The following is a 19,081-nucleotide window of genomic DNA, read 5'->3' as shown; positions in this document are numbered from 1 at the left end:
AGCGTTTGATAAGGATTTCTATTCAAGAGTGACTCGCGTGACCCACGGGGTGTAGTGCTGCACCCGGATCGGGAAGCTGCGCGCCAGCAGGCGCAACGCCCGCTCGCTGTCGTCGGCGGGCAACACGGCGGTCACGTTCAGGTGCGCCAGCGCCTTGGCATCGAACAGCAGGTAGCCGCCGTGATTGCGTGCCAGGCGCTCCAGCACCTCGCCCAGCGGCTGCTCCTTGACCATCATCTGGTGGCTGGCCCAGGCCTGCTCCAGCCCGGCGGCGTCGACCGCCTGGAGTGGCTGGATGCCAGTGGCGTCGAAGCGCACCTGCTGGCCGGCGCTGACCGTGCGGCTGCTGCCGGCGCTCTTGACCTCGGTGCTCGACTCGAGCATGGCCAGGCGTGTGCTGTGCTCGCTGCGCTCGACCATGAAGCGGGTGCCCAGGGCACGGATGCTGCCGTGTTCGGTGACCACGCGGAACGGGCGACTGGCGTCCTTGGCCACATCCAGCAGGATCTCGCCGCTGAGCAGGCGCAGGGTGCGCGATTGGGCGTCGAACTGCAGGTCGACCGCCGACCGGCCATCCAGGCTGATGCGGCTGCCGTCCGGCAATTGCTGTGTAGTCCACTGGCCGCTGCCGGTACGGATATCGGCCATCAGATAAGCCGGCGGATAGTGCTGCAGCACCAGGCCGGCCGGCAGCAGCAGGCCCAGGCTGATTGCCAGCGCCTTGAGCGCGCGCTTGCCACGGGGTTGCGGCGCAATGCGCTTGAGCGCCGCGCGGGCCGGCGCACGGGGCAGTTCACGCAGTGGCGCGAGGCTGCCCTGCAACTGGCGCACGGCCTCCAGGTGCTGCGGGTCGCTGGCCAGCCATGCCTCGAAGGCCTGCTGGTCGCCGGCACTGGCGCTGTCGTCCAGGCGCACCAGCCATTCGGCAGCCTTGCGCAGCGTGGCCGCAGGCAGGTTCACAGGGCAGGATCTGTGGCAGCGTGGCAGTGCAGCAGGGCCTGCACCAGGTGGTTCTGCACCGTCTTGGTCGAGACGTTCAGGCGTGCGGCGATCTCGGCATGGCTGAGCCCTTCGAGGTGACGCAGGATGAACACTTCGCGGGCGCGCACGCTCATCAGGTCGAGGGCACGGGCGATGTGCTCCAGGGCCTGGAGCGCGGCCAGCATCTGCTCGGGAGAAGGTGCCTGGTCGAGGTACTCGACGTGCCGGGCGAGCGCTTCGCGGTAGGCCTGTTCGAGCTTCTGCCGGCGCCCGCGGTCGATCAGCAGACGCCGCGCCACGGTAGCCAGGAACGCCCGCGGCTCGCGCGGGGCCACATAGCTGCCGGCGCTGAGCAGGCGCATGAAAGTGTCCTGGGCCGTGTCGGCAGCGTTGTGCGGGCAGTCCAGGCGTTGGCGCAGCCACACCAGCAGCCAGCCGTGGTAGCCCTTGTACAACGAAGCGAGACTGTCGGCGGGTGGGGTGGCTTTCATGTCGGCGACACTAAATGAGAATGGTTATATCTTATGGCGCCGCTGGTGGGAGATGCAATGGCGGGATCGGTGGTGCGCCTTTCGCTGGCAAGCCAGCGCAGCGGCCAGCCGCTCAGCGCACATTCACGAACACCACCGCCACCCCCAGGCCGATCAACGCCACCCCGATCACCCGGTCCACCATGCGCTGGCGGCGCAGCATCGCCTGGCGCAACGCCTCCCGCGAAAAGAACAGCGCCACCAGGCTGAACCACACCCAATGCGCCAGCGACATGAACGCCCCATAGGCAAAGTTGAGCCCCAGCGAGGCCCCCGGCTGCACCACCTGGCTGTACGCGCTGACCACGAACAGCATGGTCTTGGGGTTCAGCGCATTGGTCAGAAAGCCCGATGCGAACGCCCCCCATGCACCGCGCCCCGTCACCCCCGCCGCGCCCTCCAGGGCCACCGGCGCACGAGTGCGCAGCGACCGATACCCCAGGTAGATCAGGTACCCTGCCCCCACCACCTTCATGGCCATGAACAGCCCCGGCGACTGGCTGATCAGCACTGCCACCCCCAGCACCGTGTACACCACATGCACCTGCACGCCGCAGGCAATCCCCAGGGCAGCGAGCAATCCGCTGCGCCTGCCAAACGCATAGCTGCTGCGTGTCACCATGGCAAAGTCCGCCCCCGGGCTGATCACCGCCAACACGGTAATCAAGGCCACCGCCAGCAATTCACCCACCGTCGATACTCCATGAAATGACGCAGATGATTCTGCGCAGCGCCATTATCGAAAGCTTCAGCACGGCAAAAAAGCGATTTATAGTGGCGCAAATCCGCTAGTTTTCCTCACACATATGAAACTGCCCGCCCTCGCCGCCTTTCGCTATTTCGACGTCGCCGCCCAGACCGAAAGCTTCGTGCGCGCCGCTCAGCAGCTCAACGTCACCCACGGTGCGGTGAGCCGCCAGGTGCGTCTGCTGGAAGAATCCCTGGGGGTGCAGTTGTTCGAGCGGCGCAACCGCGCCATTTTCCTCACGCCGGCCGGGCGCGCCCTTCACGACACCACCCTGTCGGTGTTCGAGCAGCTGCACGCCAGCGTGCAACGCCTGCAGCAGGCCCGCGACAACGTGCTGGTGCTGTCATGCGAGCCGACCATCGCGATGAAGTGGCTGATCCCGCGGCTGCCGGCGTTCCATGCCGCGCACCCGGACATCCAGCTGCACCTGGTGGCCGCCGGCGGGCCGGTGGACTTTGCCCGCAGCGGCATCGACCTGGCGCTGCGCCGCGACGACTTCCACTGGGATGCCAGCCTGCACAGCCTCAAGCTCTGCAACGAGGCAGTAGGGCCGGTGTGTCGCGCCGACCTGGCACTGCCCGACAAGGGCTTTGCCGGTACCCGCCTGCTGCACAGCGCCACCCGTCCCGACGCCTGGAAGCACTGGCTGCGCCTGAGCGGCCAGTCGGCCAAGGGCAGCAGCCGCGCCGGCTACGAACACTTCTACCTGTGCATCCAGGCAGCCCTGGCCGGGCTGGGCGTGGCGCTGGCCTCGCGCATGATGGTGCAGGACGAGCTCGACAGCGGGCAGTTGGTGGCACCCTACGGGTTCACCGAGGACGGTTCGGCCTACTACCTGCTGAGCCCCGAGCCCTTCGCTGCCGGCACACCGCAGCGGCGCTTTGCCGACTGGCTCACGGGCTCTTGAACAGGCTGCGCAAAAACGCCAGCAAGCCGCCCAGGGTGGCGATCGCCGCCAGCCAACTGACGGCGGGCAAGCCCAGCCACACCGGACCGGCAGCGGCGATCTGCGGGCCGAAGGCAATCACCAGCGCACTGATCAGCAACGCCAGCGACAGCCGCGTCGAGGCCAGGCGCAACGAACGCTCCAGGCGCTCCAGCCCCGGCACATCGACGCGCATCTCCAGCACACCATGCTTGAAGCGGTTCACCAGCAGCCGTGTCAGCTGCGGCAATTCGCCGAGCAGGCCGCGTCCCAGTTCCAGGCCATCGAGCCCCAGGCGCCTGGCAATCTTCCAGCTCAGCTGCGCCTTGAGCTGAGCCCTGATCGCCGGTCTGGCGGTGGCCACCAGGTCCAGTTGCGGGTCCAGCCGGGTCAGTACGCCGTCGGCGGTCACCAGGGCCTTGAACAGCACCAGCAGGTCCGGGGGCAGCAGCAGGCGGTATTCGCGCATCAGCCCCAGAAAATCCTCGATCAGCGCGCCCATCTTCAGCGCCTTGCCGCCGTGACGCGCCATGTACTCGCCGGCCGCCTGCTCGATGGCGGGCATGTTGCGCACGCCGTCGTCGTTCCAGTCCACCAGCACCGTCACCAGTGCATCGCTGTTGCCCTCGGTCAGGGCGCGCATGAACGTCATCACCTCCAGCCGACGGCGCTCGCCAAGGCGCCCGACCATGCCGAAGTCGATGAAGCCCACGCGGTTGTCGTCCATGGCCTTGAGGTTGCCCGGGTGCGGGTCGCCATGGAACAGCCCGTCCTCCAGCAGCATCTTGATGAACGCGGCGGCGCCGCGGCTGGCCAGCAGGCTCGGGTCCAGGCCCTGCTCGATCAGCGCCTCACGCTCCAGCGGAGTATGGCTGGGCAGGTACTGCTGCACCAGCAGCCGCTCGCTGCTGTGGGCCCAGTAGATGCGCGGAATGACGATGTGCGGCTGGCTGGCGAAATTGGCAGCCACCGCGTCGCAGTGGCTGCCTTCCTGGGTGAAGTCCAGCTCTTCGAGCATGGCCCGGGCCAGTTGCCGCACCATCTTGCGCGGCTGGTAGTCGGCCAGGGCGGTGTTTTGCTCGACCAGTTGCGCAACGCTTTCGAGCAACTGCAGGTCGGCGGTCATCTTGCGCCGCAGCCCCGGACGCTGAACCTTGACCACCACCTCCTCGCCCCCGAGCAGGCGTGCCCGATACACCTGGGCCATGGACGCCGCCGCCAGCGGGGTGGTGTCGAACTCGGCGAACACCTGGTCCAGTTCGGCGCCCAGGTCTTCGAGCACCTGGGCCTGCAGCTGCGCCCAGGGCAAGGTAGCGGCGCTGCTGTGCAGGGCCTGCAACTCGTCGATCCATGCCGCCGGCAATATGTCGCTGCGGCTGGAGAGGATCTGCCCGAGCTTGACGAAGGTCGGGCCCAGCGCCTCCAGCGCCCGCCGCACGCGTTGCGGGGTGCCTTCGTCGGCGGGCAGGCCGGCCACCGTTTCGGCCTCCCCCAGCAGCCTGCCCAGCCCCAGGCGGAACAGCACGTCCTGGGCGCCGAAGTTGGCCAGCACCACGACAATCTCGCGCACACGCTGATGATGCTTGAGCGCAGTCCAGGTCGATTCGAGCATGGGGAGATTCCTCGGGGCGGGTTGATGTGCAGGGGGTGAACTACTTCCGTACCTTGCGGGGCCCAGGAGTTCCTTGCCCCGCCATCGCCGAGCTGTTCAGGAGCTGGGCGCCAGGCGCGGGCAAAACGACGAGTCGGCACTCAGGTCGCCGCCCCAGGTGCGGTAGCCGGCGGTGTCGATATGGATGCGCCCCGACGGGTAGCGGCCAAGCCCCATGTTCCAGGCCTGGCCCTGGGTCTGCCAGAACTCGCACAATGGTCGCGGATCGGCCCACGCCGGCAGCAGCAGGTCGACCGCGAAGGCGCGGGTATGCGCACTGTCGCGGGCACCACCGGCGCAGCGGTTGAGGGTGGGGTTGCGATAGGCCGAGACCACTTCGTAGGTTTTCAGGCGCTGCTGCTCGCCCAGGGTCTTGAGCAAGTGCAGGGTCGAGCGTACCGCCGGCCACTGGTCGGGCGGCGCCACGGCGAACGGCTCGGCGTTGCACAGACGCCAGTCGCTGGCCGAGCGCAGCAGCTGGTACAACGGCACTACCCCATACAGCCGCGCCTGCACCAGCATTTCGCGAAACGCGCGCGTATCGTGGCTGCCCGTCCACTGCGCGAACGACCACAGGTCGCGCTCGTCGGCGTGGGCCGGCAACACGCTCAACAGCCCGGCGAACAGTGCAATGCCCGGATACCCCTTCATGGTCCTGCCCCCTTCCCCTCGTCCTGAGAACTACCCCAGTATGGCAAGCCTTCCGCACATCGGGAGTTCATCGACAAGGAGTTGAACATGCGTACACCTTTTGCCCTGGGCCTGATCGCCCTTGCCGCCAGCAGCGCCGTGCTGGCCGACGCCCGCGTACCGCTGGGCGATGCGCAGCGCGTGACCCGCCTATTCGCCTACCCCAACAACTGCGGGGTGATCTGCTTTCGCGACTGGTCGCTGGAGCGCACCGTGGAGCACTACCTGACCCAGAGCGTGCAGCGCGATGGCTACCCGACCGCCACGGTGACGGTGCGTCGCGAGCACGACCAGCTGCATGCCGACATCAGCGGCGTACCGACCACCTACGCTGCCCCGCTCAAGGCCCTGCTCGACAGCGGCGAACTGGCCTATGCAGGTGCCGACCGGCTCAATCGCGAGGGCAAGTGGGCGTACAACTGGGCGTTGTTCCTGCCGTTGGGCATGGCCCTGGAGAACCGGCGCAGCATCGAGCTGCTGCACTTTCCGCCGGACTACTCGCTGACCCAGGCCCAGGACTACCTGCGCTCCAACACCACCGACCGCTGGGCCCAGCTGCTGACCTTCAACGGCGTGCCGGCGCAACACACCCCGGCCTACCAGACCATCGTGGACATCGCGCCGATTGCCGCGCCAGCCAGTGCCGGCAAGGACCTTGAAGGGGTGTACGGGTATTTCACCGACTACCAGGTGCGCATGGTCAGGGACATGACCGCGGCCGCTGACGGCGCCAGCCTGCCGATGGTGGCGTTCGGTGCGCCGGTGCGCAGTTGGGTGCAGCAGCAGTACGGGCCAGAGGTGAAGGTACTGGGGCTGGTGAGCATCAGCCCGGTGCCTGGGCGCAACGTGCCGGTGCTGGGCGCAAATCACCCGAGCGCGATCTGGTACGCCGCCGACCCGAAGAACAACGACAACGACCCGGACAAGGCCGATGCGGCCGGTTTGCGGATGATGGGGCAGGACTTGAGCGCGGCGTGCTGGCAGGCGGGAATGGGGCGCAACCCGAAGGCGGATGCAAGTGCCACGCTGGGGGCATGCACGCAAAAATGGCAGGTGAAGGAGAAGAAGCAGACCTGCGGGCTGTTTTTCCGCACGGTACGCCAGATGACGCCGGAGCAGGCCCATGCCAAGTGCAATACGGGGGTGATGACGCGGGCGTTACGCAACCTGTAGGAGCCGGCGTTGCCGGCGAAGGCCGCACCACGGACAGGTCGCGCGGCCTTCGCCAGCCAGGCTGGCTCCTGCAACAGCCAATGGGCGGTCAGTCCTGCGGACGCAACCGGTACTGCGGCGGCAGCTGCTCGAACCCGCTGATGGTGGTGTTCAGGCTTTTCCACAGGCCATCCTTGATCCCGTAGATGCACCCATGGATCGACAGGCTCTGCCCGCGATGCCAGGCGTTCTGCACGATGCTGGTGTGCCCCACGTTCGCCACCTGCTGGATCACGTTCAGCTCGCACAGGCGGTCGACCTGCTCTTCCTCGGTCGCCAGCTTGGACAATTCCACACGATGCTCGTAGTACACGTCGCGAATCGCCCGAAGCCAGCCGTCGATCAGGCCCAGCTGACGGTCCTGCATCGAGGCCCGCACGCCGCCGCAACCGTAGTGCCCGGTCACCAGGATGTGCTTGACCTTGAGTACGTCCACCGCGTACTGGATCACCGACAGGCAGTTGAGGTCGGTGTGCAGCACCACGTTCGCCACGTTGCGGTGCACGAACAGGTCGCCCGGCAGCATGCCGACGATCTCGTTGGCCGGCACCCGCGCATCCGAACAGCCGATCCAGAGGAATTCCGGAGTCTGCTGACGCGCCAGCTTGGCGAAGAAGTCCGGATCTTCCTGCTTGATCGCATCGGCCCAGCGCGCGTTGTTATCAATCAGTTCTTGTAGATCGTGCATGGTCAAGCCTCATGGGAATGCGCATGTGTGACTGGCGCCACCCCGTTCGGGTCACGCCTTTGAATCTTCCCGCCCGTGGCCGGTCCACCCCTTACAGGCCACCCGCAGGAGAATAGACATGACCGAATCACATCGCCCGCCGCATGCCCCGGAACCCCCACCGATCGATACCATCGAGGACCAGATGGGCTCGGTGCAGCCGCTGGACTTCGATCAAGACCCACCGGTGACCGACACGCACTACGACCCCAGCGACGATGACCTGACGCCCGAAACCCTGATCCCCGAAGACGGCGCCCGCTCAGCCGATGAAGTCGGCGGCGACCACCCGGCCGACTGGGACCTGAGCGTAGTCGACGAAGATGACATTGGCGGCGGCAACGGCCTGGACGAGGCCGAACTGGCGCGTCGCGACCCGCTGGACGGCAAGCGCGAGCGCTGAAGGGTTATTCTTCGAACAGCGTGCAGGCCATCACCAGCGCATCTTCGCGGCCACCCGCCACCGGGTAGTAGTCGCGTCGTCGGCCGATCTCGTTGAAGCCGAAGCGCTCGTACAGGCGATACGCCGACTGGTTGCTGGCGCGCACTTCGAGGAAGCACTCGCGGCCGTTGCTGGCGTAGGCGCGCTTCATCAGCTCTTCGAGCAGGCGCAGGCCCAGGCCACGGCCCTGGCTTTCGGGCTTGACGGTGATGTTGAGCAGGTGCGCCTCGTCGATGATCACGTTGATCACGCCGTGGCCCACCTGCTGCTGGCCTTCGAACATCAGCCAGATTTCGTAGTTCTTCAGCCCGTCGAGAAAGATCCCCCGGGTCCACGGGTGGCTGAAGGCGGCGTATTCGATCTTCAGCACGGCATCCAGATCCGCCTCGGTCATGCGGCGAAAACTGATGTTGTCACTCATTGCGTGGTTTCCAGCGCGCCATCAGCCGGCGCATGGCTTGCCAGACGTGCGCCTTGCGGGCGGGCTCGTCCATCAACAGTTCAAGGCCAGGCAAGGCCCAGCAGTTGCCCAGGCCCTCCACCGGCAATTCGCGGTAGTACGCCTGCTCGTCGGCTTCACCGGCAAAGCGCACCGCCGGCAGGCCGACCAGCCACAGGCAGCTGCAGGGCGCCTCTTCAAGGCGGGCCTGGATGAAACCCTGGACAAAATCACGCGCCGCCAGCGGGCCCTGGTCGAGAGTGCCGCGCACCAGCAACGGCCAGCGTACCGGCTCGCCGATGATCTGCGGGCTGTCGGGCAGGCCGGCGGCGCGCAGCATGTCCTTGAGCAGCAGGTAGGACGGGTCGCGGCTCTGGAACGGCTGGCCGGTAACCAGCTCCACCAGCACCAGGCAATCGCCGGCACGCAGCAACTGCAAGGCAAAGCGGGGCGGCGGTACCAGCGCTGGCTTGACCACGGCGGCGGTTTCTTCGGCATCGAGCACCGGCTTGCTGGCCGGCTTGGCGCTGACCGTCGGTCGCGGAATCTCGATTTTTGGCCGCTCGGCCGGCTTGGCAGCCGGTGCAGACGCCTTGGCCACCACTGCCGGCAGCACCACCGGCGCCTCGACCAGCGGTTCGGGTACCCGCAGCAGCGCGGGGCGCGATGGCGCGGCGAACGGCAGTTCGGCGCGCGGCAGCCAGTGCACCACTTGCATGGCGTTCAGGTAGGCGCGGCGGCGGGACTCGGTAAGCAAAGGGCGGCCATCTGTGGATAAGTCGGGGCGAGCATTCTACCGCCGTTACGCCGCCGTTGCAGGTACAAAACCGCCCGACAACACCGGCAAACGATCAGGGGGTGAATCGATCCCCCCCTGATGCAGTACAATCGGCGCTTTTACTTGGCAGCGAGTCGACCCGCCAATGATCGAACCCAAGCGCGTCCTGCGCGCCCTAGCCGAACACTGGGCCCTGCTCGAGCCGTTGTGCGAGCGCTTCGACGGGGGCACCCTGAGCCTGGCCGAGCTGCGCGGGCAACTGGCCGCACAACAGCTCGACAGTACGCCCCAGGACATCACCAACCTGCTGGACGTGTGGATTCGCCTGGACATCCTGGTCCCGGTGGCCAAGAGCCCGAACCGCTTCGAGCTCAACGCCCAGATCCACGACTTCCTGGCCTACCTGCGGCGCGAGCACCGCCTGGGCCTGTGCCTGGAGATCGAAGCCTACCTGCGCCACCTCGAGCGCCTGGCCGGGCATATCCAGGACGCCTTCGACATCCGCGACGGCAACGACCTGGCGCGCCAGCTGCGTCTGCTCGACATGCGCGTGCGTGACGTGCTGAAAAAACTCGACAACGACGAGCAGGCGCTGGTGGCGGTGGCCGAGCGGGCCAAGACCAGCGACCGGCAGATCCCGCTGCGCCAGCGCTACGCCGAAGTGCTGGCCACCTGGGACGAATACGTCGAGCCGATGATCCAGCTGGTGAACGCCGACGGCGCCTTCGAACAGGGCGTGCGCAAGGTCGAGACCGTGCTGTTGCGCCTGCTGGGCGAGCAGGCGCGACTGGGCCACCTGGTCGACGACGACATGCTGCTGCGCACCCACGCGCGCATCCTCGAGATGCAGACCAGCGCACAGCTGACCCTGCGCCACGCCCGCGAGCTGCTGCTGCCGCTGCGTGAAGAGGCGCGACGGCACAACGCCGTGACCCGTGGCGCCGCACTGGCGCTGTCGGTGATCCGGCGCAAGGGCATCGACGCCGTGCCGCAGGCGGCCATGCCGCTGTTCACCCGCCCGCAGAGCACCTTCCTCGGCAGCGCCAGCCAGGTCGAGGCCTACGTGTATGCCCTGGCCCGCTTCGAAGCCAAGCCGGCGCAGTTCCCCAAGGCGCACAAGAGCCACAAGGGCGACGCGCCGCGTGCACCGCGCACGGTCAAGGAAATGCTCGAACGCTGCGAAGACGCCCTGCCGCTGCCCGACCTGATGGTGTGGCTGCTGGAGCAGGAGCCCGAAGGCGCCACCGACGAACTGCTGTACTGGTTCTCGCGCCTGTCGCGGGAAAAACGCTTTACCCGCGCGCGCCTGGAGCGCCGCGAGTACACCACTCAGGAACACCTGGTCAGCCTGCGCTCGTTCGCCCTGACTTCAAGCCGCGAACCGTCGCCCGAGCCTACTGCGAGCCCTACCCATGCATCTTGATCTTTCCGAACTGTCCCAGCTCGCACCGATCTTCCGCGAGCTGTTCAAGGGCTTCCACATCAGCCGGCGCGACCCGGAGCTGTATGCCCAGCTGTCGAACTTCCAGGACCAGTACCGCGGCCTGTTCAAGGCCCTGGGCTTCGAACTGGTGTGCGACACCCGCGGCTTCTACTACTTCGTGCCGGAACTGGCTGCTGCCCAGGTCAACAAGACCGCCCAGCGCCTGTCGCTGTTCACCTTCATCCTGGTGGAGCACCTGGCCGACCAGGGCCGCGACCCGATGTCGGTGCTCGACGGCGGCAGCCTGGGGCGCGACGAGTTGCCCTCGCTGCTGGAAAAGTACCGCGACCTGTTCCTGCAGGCCGAGGTGCAGACCCCCGACGAGCTGGAAGAGAAGATCATGCGCCGCATGACCCAGCTCGGCTTTGCCAGCGAAGACAACGGCATCTACCGCTTCCTGCCGCCGATGCACCGCTTCCTCGACGTGTGCCTGTCGGTGCAGCAGGACCGCGACCTGGCCGCCAGCCTGCACAGTGCCCTGCCGCTGCCGACCCCGGTGCTGGTGGTGGAAGAAACCCCTGAAGAGCTGAACAGGACCGACGACCCGCTCGACCTGAGCCCGTTCGAGGAAAGCGAAGAAGACGCCTTGGCCCGTGCCATTGCCCAAGAGCAACAGGAGATTGACGCATGAGCCAGGACCGCTACGGCATTCGCCGCTTTGCATTGCTCAACACCGCCGGCTACAGCCTGGGCCTGTTCCCGCTGGAGCACCCGCTGTCGGTGTACGGCGCCAACAACCTGGGCAAGAGTGCGTCGATCAACGCCCTGCAGTTCCCGATCCTGGCGCGCATGTCGGACATGAGCTTCGGCAAGTACAGCCTGGAGCAGTCACGCCGCTTCTACTTCGCCAGCGACACCAGCTACATCCTCTGCGAGGTCAACCTGCCCCACGGCCCGCACGTGATCGGCGTGGTCGGGCGCGGCCCTGGCGGCGGCTTCGGCCACCAGTTCTTCGCCTATGCCGGCGAGCTGGACCTGGGCCACTACCAGAAGAACGACACCTGCCTGCGCCAGAAGGAGCTGTTCACCAACCTGGAGCGCAACGGCCTGAAAGCCTACGAGCTCAAGCCCGACGAACTGCGCCGGCTGCTGGTGGGCGGGCACACCTCGGTGCCGCTGGACCTGACCCTGATTCCGCTGCGCTCCACCAGCGAGCAGAGCCTGAAGACCTTCCGCGCCCTGTTCATCAACCTGCTGCACATGCGCGAGATTACCGCGGCCAAGCTCAAGCAGCTGTTCCTCGATGCGTTCGAGCACAGCCTGCGCTCGGGCAGCGTCGACTACATCGCCGCCTGCGAAGAAGCCTTCCGCGACGTGCGGCGCATGGAACAGGACTACAACTCGCTGGTAGCCGCCGGCCCGCTGGTCGAGGCCCTGGCCAATGGCGTGGCCCAGCGCGACATCCTGCGCGGCAAGCTGCACCGCCTGTCACCGCTGCTCGACCAGTTGCTCGGCACCTGGCAGGACTACGCCGGCGCACGCAAGGAAGAACTGGTGCTGCAGGCCGAGCACTACAGCCACGAGCAGGACGCGCTGCAGAACAACCAGCGCGGCGGCACCCAGGAGCTGATGCGCCTGGAACGCGAAATGACCGGTATCCAGCGCTGGCTGGGCGAACTGTCGGTGCTCAAGCACCGCTTCGCGCTGGTGGATGACGTCAAGGTGCTGGAGCAGCAGCTGCTGGCCGCCAAGGACGCCCACGACGAACTGGCCGGTGCCCTGGCGCAGTCGCGCCAGTTCAGCGCCGAGGACCTGGAAGAGCGCCTGCGCGACCTGGAGAAACGCCTGAAGTCGGTCAAGCAGCAGCTCGACCATGCCGACAACAACAGCTATGCACGCCTGCGCGAAGAGTTCTCGCAGCAGGACGTCGAGCGCCTGATGCGCCTGTTCAACGGTGCGCTGTTCAGCCTGCCGCTGGGCGAGCGCGGCATCGAGCTGGATGACAGCGACGTGTGGGTCAAGTCCCTGGAAGCGGTACTCGACGGCTTCAAGGGCGAGCGCTTCGAGGCGCCGGGGCTGTCCATCGACCTCAGCCATATCGAGCCGCCGGCCTTGCAGGCTCTGGCCGACCGCGCCGCGCTGCGCGACCAGAAGGAGCGCCTGGAAAAAGAGCTCAAGCAGCTCAAGACCCAGCAAGCCGTGGCCGCCGACCGCGCCGCGAGCAAGACCCAGACCGAAGCGCTGTACCAGCAGGTGCTGGATGCGCAAAAGGCCCTGGAAGACTACCGCCGTACCCAGACCCTGTCGGCCGAGGAAGGCGACAAGCTGGAGCAGCTGGCGCAGATGGAGGCGGCCCAGGACGAGCTCAAGCGCTCCAGCGACGCGTTCACCGAGCGCGTGCAGCAACTGTCGGCCAAGCTGCAACTGGTCGGTCGCCAGATTGCCGACATGGAGGCCAAGCAGCGCACCCTCGACGACGCCCTGCGCCGTCGCCAACTGCTGCCAGCCGACCTGCCGTTCGGCACGCCGTTCATGGACCCGGTCGACGACTCCATGGACAACCTGCTGCCGCTGCTCAACGACTACCAGGACAGCTGGCAGGGCCTGCTGCGGGTGGATGGCCAGATCGAGGCGCTGTACGCCCAGGTACGCCTCAAGGGCGTGGCCAAGTTCGACAGCGAAGACGACATGGAGCGCCGCCTGCAGCTGCTGATCAACGCCTACGCGCACCGTACCGACGAAGCCCTGACCCTGGGCAAGGCGCGGCGCGCGGCGGTGACCGACATCGCGCGTACCCTGCGCAACATCCGCAGCGACTACGACAGCCTCGAGCACCAGCTGGCACTGTTCAACCGCGAGATCAACAAGCGCCAGGTATCCAACCTGCAGAGCTTTCGCATCGTGCTGGCGCCGAACAAGGAAGCGCTCAAGCACATCGACCAGATCATCCACAGTGCCGGCCAGTACGAGGAAGGCGAGACCCTGTCGGTGTTCGACCTGAGCCAGAGCGCCGAGCAGGACAACAAGAACGAAGAGGCCAAGGAGTACCTGGCGCGGCTGGTGGCAGCCAACCACAACCAGCTGGGCCTGAAGGACCTGTTCGAGCTGGCGTTCGAGATCACCAAGGTGGGCGGCCAGCCGATCATCCATACCGACATCGATGGCGCGGCCTCCAACGGCACCACCATGACCATCAAGGCGCTAACCAACATGTACCTGTTGCTGCACCTGATGGACCGCGACCAGGCCGGGCGCGTGCGCCTGCCGTACTACCTGGACGAGGCGGCCGACATCGACGAACGCAACCAGGCGGCATTGCTGGAGACCAGCCTGCAGTTGGGCTTCGTGCCGATTCTGGCGAGCGTGAAGCCGCAGGTATCGGCGCACGTGGCAATCGACCTGGAGGGCGGTAGCGGGCCGAACGGGATCTACATCGACGAGGCGGACTGGAAGTACATCAGCCGTCGCGATCAGGTGAAGGTCGAGGTGCGGGAAGTGGAGGTTGAGCCGGCGTCGATCTGACGACGGTACAGGGGCCTTGATGGCCCCTTCGCCGGCAAGGCCGGCTCCTACGGGGTTATCGTCGCCTGTAGGAGCCGGCCTTGCCGGCGAAAGGGGCGACGCGGTGCCCGATCACTGCGCCCAAGGCAGAATCGGAATCGCCGTCACCGCGTTCTGCGGGCTGCCTTCGATCAGGCGGTCGCTGTACACCAGGTACACCAGCGTGTTGCGCTTCTTGTCCAGAAAGCGCACCACCTGCATGGTCTTGAACACCAGCGAGGTGCGCTCCTTGAACACTTCATCGCCATCCTTGAGCTCGCCCTTGAAGCGAATCGGCCCCACCTGACGGCAGGCGATCGACGCCTCGGCACGGTCTTCGGCCAACCCCAGCCCACCCTTCACGCCGCCGGTCTTGGCGCGCGACAGGTAGCAGGTCACGCCCTCCACCTTGGGGTCGTCGAACGCCTCGACCACGATGCGGTCGTTGGGCCCGACGAACTTGAACACCGTCGACACCTGGCCGATTTCCTCGGCACCGGCCAGCATCGGCAAGGCCAGCAAGGCGGCTGCAAAAATCCCTTTGATCACGCTCATTTCCTCATACCAGAATCAGGTTGTCGCGGTGCACCAGTTCCGGCTCGGCGCTGTAGCCCAGCACGGCCTCGATGGCCTCGGATGACTGGCCGATGATCTTCTGCGCTTCCAGCGCGCTGTAGTTGGCCAGGCCGCGGGCCACCTCAAGGCCGTCCGGCCCTACGCACACGACCATCTCGCCACGCCGGAAACTGCCCTGCACGGTCTTGACGCCCACCGGCAGCAGGCTCTTTTTGGCCTGGCGCAAGGCCTGCACCGCACCGGCGTCCAGCACCAGGGTGCCGCGGGTCTGCAGGTGCCCGGCCAGCCATTGCTTGCGTGCCGCGAGCATGCCGCGCTCGGGCGAGAGCAAGGTGCCCAGGCGCTCGCCGGCCTTGAGGCGGTCGAGCACGCGCTCGATGCGCCCGCCGACGATGATGGTGTGCGCCCCCGACCGCGCGGCCAGGCGCGCCGCACGCAGCTTGGTCTGCATGCCGCCACGCCCCAGTGCGCCACCGGTGCCGCCGGCCACGGCGTCCAGCGCCGGGTCATCGGCGCGCGCCTCGTAGATCAGCTGGGCTTCGGGGTTGTTGCGCGGGTCGGCATCGAACATGCCGTCGCGGTCGGTGAGGATCACCAGCAGGTCGGCTTCCACCAGGTTGGCCACCAGTGCGGCCAGGGTGTCGTTGTCGCCGAAGCGGATCTCGTCGGTGACCACGGTGTCGTTCTCGTTGATCACCGGTACCACGCCCAGCTCCACCAGGGTACGCAGGGTGCTGCGGGCGTTGAGGTAACGCTTGCGGTCGGAGAGGTCGTCGTGGGTCAGCAGGATCTGCGCGGTGTGCCGGCCATGCTCGGCAAAGCTCGACTCCCAGGCCTGCACCAGGCCCATCTGGCCGATGGAGGCGGCAGCCTGCAGCTCGTTCATCGCACTCGGTCGCTTGCTCCAGCCCAGGCGGCTCATGCCGGCAGCCACGGCCCCCGAAGAGACCAGCACCAACTCGACCCCTGCCTCATGCAGGGCCACCATCTGCTCGACCCACACGCCCATCGCCGCGCGGTCCAGGCCCTTGCCATCCGCCGTCAGCAACGCGCTGCCGATTTTCACGACCCAGCGCTGCGCACCCGTCACCTTGCTCCGCATCTTCTTCCAACCTATAGAGATCTTTAGATACCAAAACGCCGCTTGAAAAAGCGGCGTTTAGTGTACTGCAACGAATCAGTCGCGCACGTAAATGATTTCCGGGCCGTCTTCGTCGTCTTCCCAGTCGTCATCGTCATCATCGTCGCCGATGTCGTGCACGCTCTTGACGCCGGTACGGCGCAGGGCGCGCGCGTCGTCCAGGGCCTGCAGCTGGGCACGGGCCTCGTCTTCGATGCGCTGGTCGAGGTCGGCCAGCTCGTCGCGGTAGGCCGGGTCGGCCGCCAGGCGGTCGGCACGGTCTTCGAGGTAGCGCATGATGTCGCGGCTGAGCTGCTCGGTGCCCTGCTTGGAGATCGCCGAGATCACGTACACCGGGCCTTCCCACTGCAGGCGCTCGACCACTTCCTTGACGCGCTCGTCGCGCTCGTCGTCCATCAGCATGTCGGTCTTGTTCAGCACCAGCCAGCGGTCACGCTCGGCCAGCGACGGGCTGAAGCGGGTCAGCTCGTTGACGATGACTTCGGCGGCGTCGGCGCTGCTGCTTTCATCCAGCGGGGCCAGGTCGACGAGGTGCAGCAGCAGGCGGGTACGCGCCAGGTGCTTGAGGAAGCGGATACCCAGGCCGGCGCCTTCCGAAGCGCCTTCGATCAGGCCGGGGATGTCGGCGATGACGAAGCTCTTCCAGCGGTCGACGCTGACCACGCCCAGGTTCGGCACCAGGGTGGTGAACGGGTAGTCGGCGACTTTCGGCTTGGCGGCCGACACCGAACGGATGAAGGTGGATTTGCCGGCATTGGGCAAGCCCAGCAGGCCGACGTCGGCCAGCACTTTCATTTCCAGTTTCAGGTCACGCTGCTCCCCGGGCTTGCCCGGGGTGGTCTGGCGTGGCGCACGGTTGGTGCTGGACTTGAAACGGGTGTTGCCCAGGCCGTGCCAGCCGCCCTGCACCACCATCAGTTTCTGCCCGGCCTTGACCAGGTCGCCGATCACTTCCTGGGTGCCCGCGTCGATCACGGTGGTGCCGACCGGCACGCGCAGGATCAGGTCGTCGCCCTTCTTGCCGGTGCAGTCGGTGCTGCCGCCATTGGAGCCGCGCTGGGCCTCGAAGTGGCGGGTGTAGCGGTAGTCGACCAGGGTGTTGAGGTTTTCGTCGGCAACCATGTACACCGAGCCGCCGTCGCCACCATCGCCACCGTTGGGGCCACCGTTCTCGATGAACTTCTCGCGGCGGAAGCTCATGCAACCGTTACCGCCGTCACCGGCCTTGACCTTGATCGATACTTCGTCAACAAACTTCATAAAAACCGCCTCTCGTCAGTTGGACGAGCTGAGTGACACAAAGACATAAGGCTCTTGCAAAAGTGAGCGCGGCGGCCCCGATACGGCCAGAACACCAGCGCCGGCAGCCCATACAAACAGCTTTGCAAGAGACTCACCCCACAAACGAAAAAGCCCCGTCGCGAGACAGGGCTTTTCCAGCGATCGCGCGATTACTCGGCAACGACGCTCACGTAACGACGACCGAAGGCGCCTTTTACTTCGAACTTGATCTTACCCGCGATCTTGGCGAACAGGGTGTGATCCTTGCCCATGCCAACGCCGTAGCCAGCGTGGAATTGGGTGCCGCGCTGACGCACGATGATGTTGCCCGGGATGATAGCCTGGCCGCCATACATCTTCACGCCAAGGCGTTTGGCTTCTGAGTCGCGACCGTTACGGGTACTACCACCAGCTTTTTTGTGTGCCATGGTTCAATTCTCCAGAAATGGGGATTTGGGCGATTAAGCCGAAATACCGGTGATCTTGATTTCGGTGAACCACTGGCGGTGGCCCATACGCTTCATGTGGTGCTTACGGCGGCGGAACTTGATGATGCGAACTTTGTCGTGACGACCTTGCGAGATCACTTCAGCAACAACCTTGGCACCAGCAACGACTGGAGCGCCGATGTTCACGTCGTCGCCATTGGCAACCAACAGAACGCGGTCGAAAGTCACGGATTCGCCAGTGGCGACTTCCAGTTTTTCGATTTTCAGGTATTCACCTTCGGCGACTTTGTACTGCTTGCCACCGGTAACAATTACTGCGTACATGGGTATTTCTCCGATAATCCTGCTCACCCAGCTCTTTATAGGAAGAGTATTGGCTGGCATGGCTGCATAGGGCTGGAACGGCCCAGTGCAATTGCGTAAGGCAGGTGCTGCCCAGGAAGTTCAGGGTGCGCGATTGTACGCAAGCCAGCTTTGCCTTGCAAGTGTGGCCATTGACCCCACGGGCAGTGCGCCTTGACACGCCGGGACCCGCAACCTAGCATGCCGCGCAACCCTTATGGAGCACCTGTGGCCGATGCAACCCCAAGCTTTCTACCGTGCGGTAGCGGACGACTTCAGCGCCGTTGACGAGATCATCAAGAAGCAGCTGACTTCGCGTGTGCCGCTGGTATCGAAAATCGGCGACTATATTACCTCGGCCGGGGGCAAGCGTCTGCGCCCGCTGCTGGTGTTGCTGTGCGGCAAGGCACTGGGCCGCGAAGGCGACGACCTGCGCCTGCTGGCAGCCACCATCGAGTTCCTGCACACCGCCACCCTGCTGCATGACGACGTGGTCGACATGTCGGGCATGCGCCGTGGCCGCTCCACCGCCAATGCCCTGTGGGGCAACGCGCCAAGCGTGCTGGTGGGCGACTTCCTGTACTCGCGCTCGTTCGAGATGATGGTCGAGCTGGGCTCGATGCCGGTCATGCAGATCCTCTCCAAGGCCACCCGCGTGATTGCCGAGGGTGAAGTGCTGCAGCTGTCGCGCATTCGCGACGCCAGCACCACCGAGGAAGTCTACATGGACGTCATCCGCGGCAAGACCGCCATGCTGTTCGAAGCCTCCACCCACAGCGCCGCCGCACTGGCCGGCGCCAGCGACGAACAGCGCGAAGCCCTGCGTACCTTCGGCGACCACCTGGGCGTGGCCTTCCAGCTGGTCGACGACCTGCTCGACTACAAGGGCGACGCCGAGACCCTGGGCAAGAACGTCGGTGACGACCTGGCCGAAGGCAAGCCGACCCTGCCGCTGATCTACACCATGCGCGAAGGCACCCCCGAGCAGGCGGCGCTGGTGCGCCAGGCCATCCAGAAAGGTGGCCTTGAAGACCTGGAGAGCATCCGCAACGCAGTGGAGGCCGCCGGCGCGCTGGAGTACACCGCACAGATGGCACGTGACTACGTGGCCCGTGCCATCGCCTGCCTGGACGTGCTGCCGGCCAGCGAATACCGCGATGCGCTGGTCGAACTCAGCGAGTTCGCCGTCGCCCGCACGCACTGATC

20 protein-coding genes are annotated in these 19,081 nt (G+C 66.1%); 7 read left to right on the top strand and 13 right to left on the bottom strand.

The genetic code is table 11. The features are described from left to right. Positions 1 to 18: 18 nt before the first annotated feature. The 3 genes from MF6396_RS25075 to MF6396_RS25065 form a co-directional block, all read right to left on the bottom strand. Positions 19 to 960: a FecR family protein gene (locus tag MF6396_RS25075; RefSeq protein WP_052504321.1), complete on the bottom strand. Its 942-nt coding sequence runs from the start codon at positions 958 to 960 to the stop codon at positions 19 to 21. Continuing rightward, a complete protein-coding gene (locus MF6396_RS25070) occupies positions 957 to 1,472 on the bottom strand; it encodes a sigma-70 family RNA polymerase sigma factor (RefSeq protein ID WP_043864306.1) in 516 nt (171 codons plus the stop codon). The genes MF6396_RS25075 and MF6396_RS25070 overlap by 4 nt, the downstream gene beginning before the upstream one ends. Positions 1,473 to 1,584: 112 nt before the next feature. Then, positions 1,585 to 2,202 carry a LysE family translocator gene (locus MF6396_RS25065; RefSeq protein ID WP_078481780.1) on the bottom strand — a complete coding sequence of 206 codons (618 nt, stop codon included), beginning with the start codon at positions 2,200 to 2,202 and terminating at the stop codon, positions 1,585 to 1,587. A gap of 115 nt (positions 2,203 to 2,317) precedes the next feature. Between MF6396_RS25065 and MF6396_RS25060 the strand changes: the two genes are divergently transcribed. Next, entirely contained in the window at positions 2,318 to 3,166 is an 849-nt protein-coding gene (locus tag MF6396_RS25060; RefSeq protein WP_078481779.1) for a LysR substrate-binding domain-containing protein, read from the top strand. Here MF6396_RS25060 and MF6396_RS25055 read toward each other — a convergent pair. Further along, on the bottom strand, positions 3,153 to 4,796 hold the full coding sequence (locus MF6396_RS25055) for an ABC1 kinase family protein (protein ID WP_078481778.1): 1,644 nt from the start codon (positions 4,794 to 4,796) through the stop codon (positions 3,153 to 3,155). The genes MF6396_RS25060 and MF6396_RS25055 overlap by 14 nt on opposite strands. 96 nt (positions 4,797 to 4,892) lie before the next feature. Further along, positions 4,893 to 5,486 carry a YcbK family protein gene (locus tag MF6396_RS25050; protein WP_054916259.1) on the bottom strand — a complete coding sequence of 198 codons (594 nt, stop codon included), beginning with the start codon at positions 5,484 to 5,486 and terminating at the stop codon, positions 4,893 to 4,895. An 87-nt stretch (positions 5,487 to 5,573) separates the two neighbouring features. Between MF6396_RS25050 and MF6396_RS25045 the strand changes: the two genes are divergently transcribed. Next, positions 5,574 to 6,698: a hypothetical protein gene (locus tag MF6396_RS25045; RefSeq protein ID WP_043859819.1), complete on the top strand. Its 1,125-nt coding sequence runs from the start codon at positions 5,574 to 5,576 to the stop codon at positions 6,696 to 6,698. Between the two features lie 88 nt (positions 6,699 to 6,786). Here MF6396_RS25045 and can read toward each other — a convergent pair whose 3' ends face one another. Then, positions 6,787 to 7,425, bottom strand: coding sequence for a carbonate dehydratase (can, locus tag MF6396_RS25040; protein ID WP_043859818.1), 639 nt, complete (start codon positions 7,423 to 7,425; stop codon positions 6,787 to 6,789). A 118-nt stretch (positions 7,426 to 7,543) separates the two neighbouring features. Here can and MF6396_RS25035 point away from each other — a divergent pair, with 118 nt between their 5' ends. After that, positions 7,544 to 7,867 (top strand): hypothetical protein, encoded by a 324-nt coding sequence (locus MF6396_RS25035; protein ID WP_043859817.1) that lies wholly within the window; start codon positions 7,544 to 7,546, stop codon positions 7,865 to 7,867. Positions 7,868 to 7,871: 4 nt separating this feature from the next. On the opposite strand, the gene rimI is transcribed toward MF6396_RS25035, so the two are convergent. Both rimI and MF6396_RS25025 read right to left on the bottom strand, forming a co-directional pair. Further along, positions 7,872 to 8,327: a ribosomal protein S18-alanine N-acetyltransferase gene (rimI, locus tag MF6396_RS25030; RefSeq protein ID WP_043859816.1), complete on the bottom strand. Its 456-nt coding sequence runs from the start codon at positions 8,325 to 8,327 to the stop codon at positions 7,872 to 7,874. Then, entirely contained in the window at positions 8,320 to 9,102 is a 783-nt protein-coding gene (locus tag MF6396_RS25025; protein ID WP_078481777.1) for an energy transducer TonB, read from the bottom strand. The genes rimI and MF6396_RS25025 overlap by 8 nt, the downstream gene beginning before the upstream one ends. A 166-nt stretch (positions 9,103 to 9,268) precedes the next feature. On the opposite strand from MF6396_RS25025, the gene mksB reads away from it, so the two are divergent. From mksB to mksF, 3 genes are read left to right on the top strand one after another with little or no spacing between them, the layout of a single operon-like run. Continuing rightward, positions 9,269 to 10,546 carry an Mks condensin complex protein MksB gene (gene mksB / locus MF6396_RS25020; RefSeq protein ID WP_078481776.1) on the top strand — a complete coding sequence of 426 codons (1,278 nt, stop codon included), beginning with the start codon at positions 9,269 to 9,271 and terminating at the stop codon, positions 10,544 to 10,546. Further along, entirely contained in the window at positions 10,536 to 11,237 is a 702-nt protein-coding gene (gene mksE / locus MF6396_RS25015) for an Mks condensin complex protein MksE (RefSeq protein WP_043859813.1), read from the top strand. Before mksB ends, mksE begins: the two co-directional genes overlap by 11 nt. Beyond that, positions 11,234 to 14,068, top strand: a complete 2,835-nt coding sequence (gene mksF / locus MF6396_RS25010; protein ID WP_054916262.1) for an Mks condensin complex protein MksF — start codon at positions 11,234 to 11,236, stop codon at positions 14,066 to 14,068. The genes mksE and mksF overlap by 4 nt, the downstream gene beginning before the upstream one ends. A gap of 111 nt (positions 14,069 to 14,179) precedes the next feature. Here mksF and MF6396_RS25005 read toward each other — a convergent pair whose 3' ends face one another. From MF6396_RS25005 to rplU, 5 genes are all read right to left on the bottom strand, one after another. After that, a complete protein-coding gene (locus MF6396_RS25005) occupies positions 14,180 to 14,641 on the bottom strand; it encodes a CreA family protein (protein WP_078481775.1) in 462 nt (153 codons plus the stop codon). 4 nt (positions 14,642 to 14,645) lie between these two features. Further along, entirely contained in the window at positions 14,646 to 15,764 is a 1,119-nt protein-coding gene (proB, locus tag MF6396_RS25000) for a glutamate 5-kinase (RefSeq protein ID WP_078481774.1), read from the bottom strand. A 75-nt stretch (positions 15,765 to 15,839) separates the two neighbouring features. After that, positions 15,840 to 17,063 carry an Obg family GTPase CgtA gene (gene cgtA, locus MF6396_RS24995; protein WP_043860221.1) on the bottom strand — a complete coding sequence of 408 codons (1,224 nt, stop codon included), beginning with the start codon at positions 17,061 to 17,063 and terminating at the stop codon, positions 15,840 to 15,842. Positions 17,064 to 17,254: 191 nt separating this feature from the next. After that, positions 17,255 to 17,512: a 50S ribosomal protein L27 gene (gene rpmA / locus MF6396_RS24990; protein ID WP_010225698.1), complete on the bottom strand. Its 258-nt coding sequence runs from the start codon at positions 17,510 to 17,512 to the stop codon at positions 17,255 to 17,257. 33 nt (positions 17,513 to 17,545) lie between these two features. Further along, positions 17,546 to 17,857, bottom strand: a complete 312-nt coding sequence (gene rplU, locus MF6396_RS24985) for a 50S ribosomal protein L21 (RefSeq protein ID WP_038614793.1) — start codon at positions 17,855 to 17,857, stop codon at positions 17,546 to 17,548. 253 nt (positions 17,858 to 18,110) lie between these two features. Between rplU and MF6396_RS24980 the strand changes: the two genes are divergently transcribed. Next, positions 18,111 to 19,079: a polyprenyl synthetase family protein gene (locus MF6396_RS24980; RefSeq protein ID WP_054916263.1), complete on the top strand. Its 969-nt coding sequence runs from the start codon at positions 18,111 to 18,113 to the stop codon at positions 19,077 to 19,079. Positions 19,080 to 19,081: the final 2 nt, after the last annotated feature.

The organism is Pseudomonas sp. MF6396 (assembly GCF_002018915.1).
GTDB lineage: Bacteria > Pseudomonadota > Gammaproteobacteria > Pseudomonadales > Pseudomonadaceae > Aquipseudomonas > Aquipseudomonas palmensis.
The sequence above is the reverse complement of the archived record's forward strand: the minus strand, read 5'-3'. Positions and strand labels throughout refer to the sequence as shown.

Excerpts from the sequence above, each read along its gene's own strand:
- MF6396_RS25070 (WP_043864306.1), bottom strand. The coding sequence starts at position 1,472 with ATGAAAGCCACCCCACCCGCCGACAGTCTCGCTTCGTTGTACAAGGGC.
- MF6396_RS25060 (WP_078481779.1), top strand. The coding sequence starts at position 2,318 with ATGAAACTGCCCGCCCTCGCCGCCTTTCGCTATTTCGACGTCGCCGCC.
- MF6396_RS25055 (WP_078481778.1), bottom strand. The coding sequence starts at position 4,796 with ATGCTCGAATCGACCTGGACTGCGCTCAAGCATCATCAGCGTGTGCGC.
- MF6396_RS25050 (WP_054916259.1), bottom strand. The coding sequence starts at position 5,486 with ATGAAGGGGTATCCGGGCATTGCACTGTTCGCCGGGCTGTTGAGCGTG.
- MF6396_RS25045 (WP_043859819.1), top strand. The coding sequence starts at position 5,574 with ATGCGTACACCTTTTGCCCTGGGCCTGATCGCCCTTGCCGCCAGCAGC.
- can (WP_043859818.1), bottom strand. The coding sequence starts at position 7,425 with ATGCACGATCTACAAGAACTGATTGATAACAACGCGCGCTGGGCCGAT.
- MF6396_RS25035 (WP_043859817.1), top strand. The coding sequence starts at position 7,544 with ATGACCGAATCACATCGCCCGCCGCATGCCCCGGAACCCCCACCGATC.
- rimI (WP_043859816.1), bottom strand. The coding sequence starts at position 8,327 with ATGAGTGACAACATCAGTTTTCGCCGCATGACCGAGGCGGATCTGGAT.
- mksB (WP_078481776.1), top strand. The coding sequence starts at position 9,269 with ATGATCGAACCCAAGCGCGTCCTGCGCGCCCTAGCCGAACACTGGGCC.
- mksE (WP_043859813.1), top strand. The coding sequence starts at position 10,536 with ATGCATCTTGATCTTTCCGAACTGTCCCAGCTCGCACCGATCTTCCGC.
- mksF (WP_054916262.1), top strand. The coding sequence starts at position 11,234 with ATGAGCCAGGACCGCTACGGCATTCGCCGCTTTGCATTGCTCAACACC.
- MF6396_RS25005 (WP_078481775.1), bottom strand. The coding sequence starts at position 14,641 with ATGAGCGTGATCAAAGGGATTTTTGCAGCCGCCTTGCTGGCCTTGCCG.
- proB (WP_078481774.1), bottom strand. The coding sequence starts at position 15,764 with ATGCGGAGCAAGGTGACGGGTGCGCAGCGCTGGGTCGTGAAAATCGGC.
- cgtA (WP_043860221.1), bottom strand. The coding sequence starts at position 17,063 with ATGAAGTTTGTTGACGAAGTATCGATCAAGGTCAAGGCCGGTGACGGC.
- rpmA (WP_010225698.1), bottom strand. The coding sequence starts at position 17,512 with ATGGCACACAAAAAAGCTGGTGGTAGTACCCGTAACGGTCGCGACTCA.
- rplU (WP_038614793.1), bottom strand. The coding sequence starts at position 17,857 with ATGTACGCAGTAATTGTTACCGGTGGCAAGCAGTACAAAGTCGCCGAA.
- MF6396_RS24980 (WP_054916263.1), top strand. The coding sequence starts at position 18,111 with ATGCAACCCCAAGCTTTCTACCGTGCGGTAGCGGACGACTTCAGCGCC.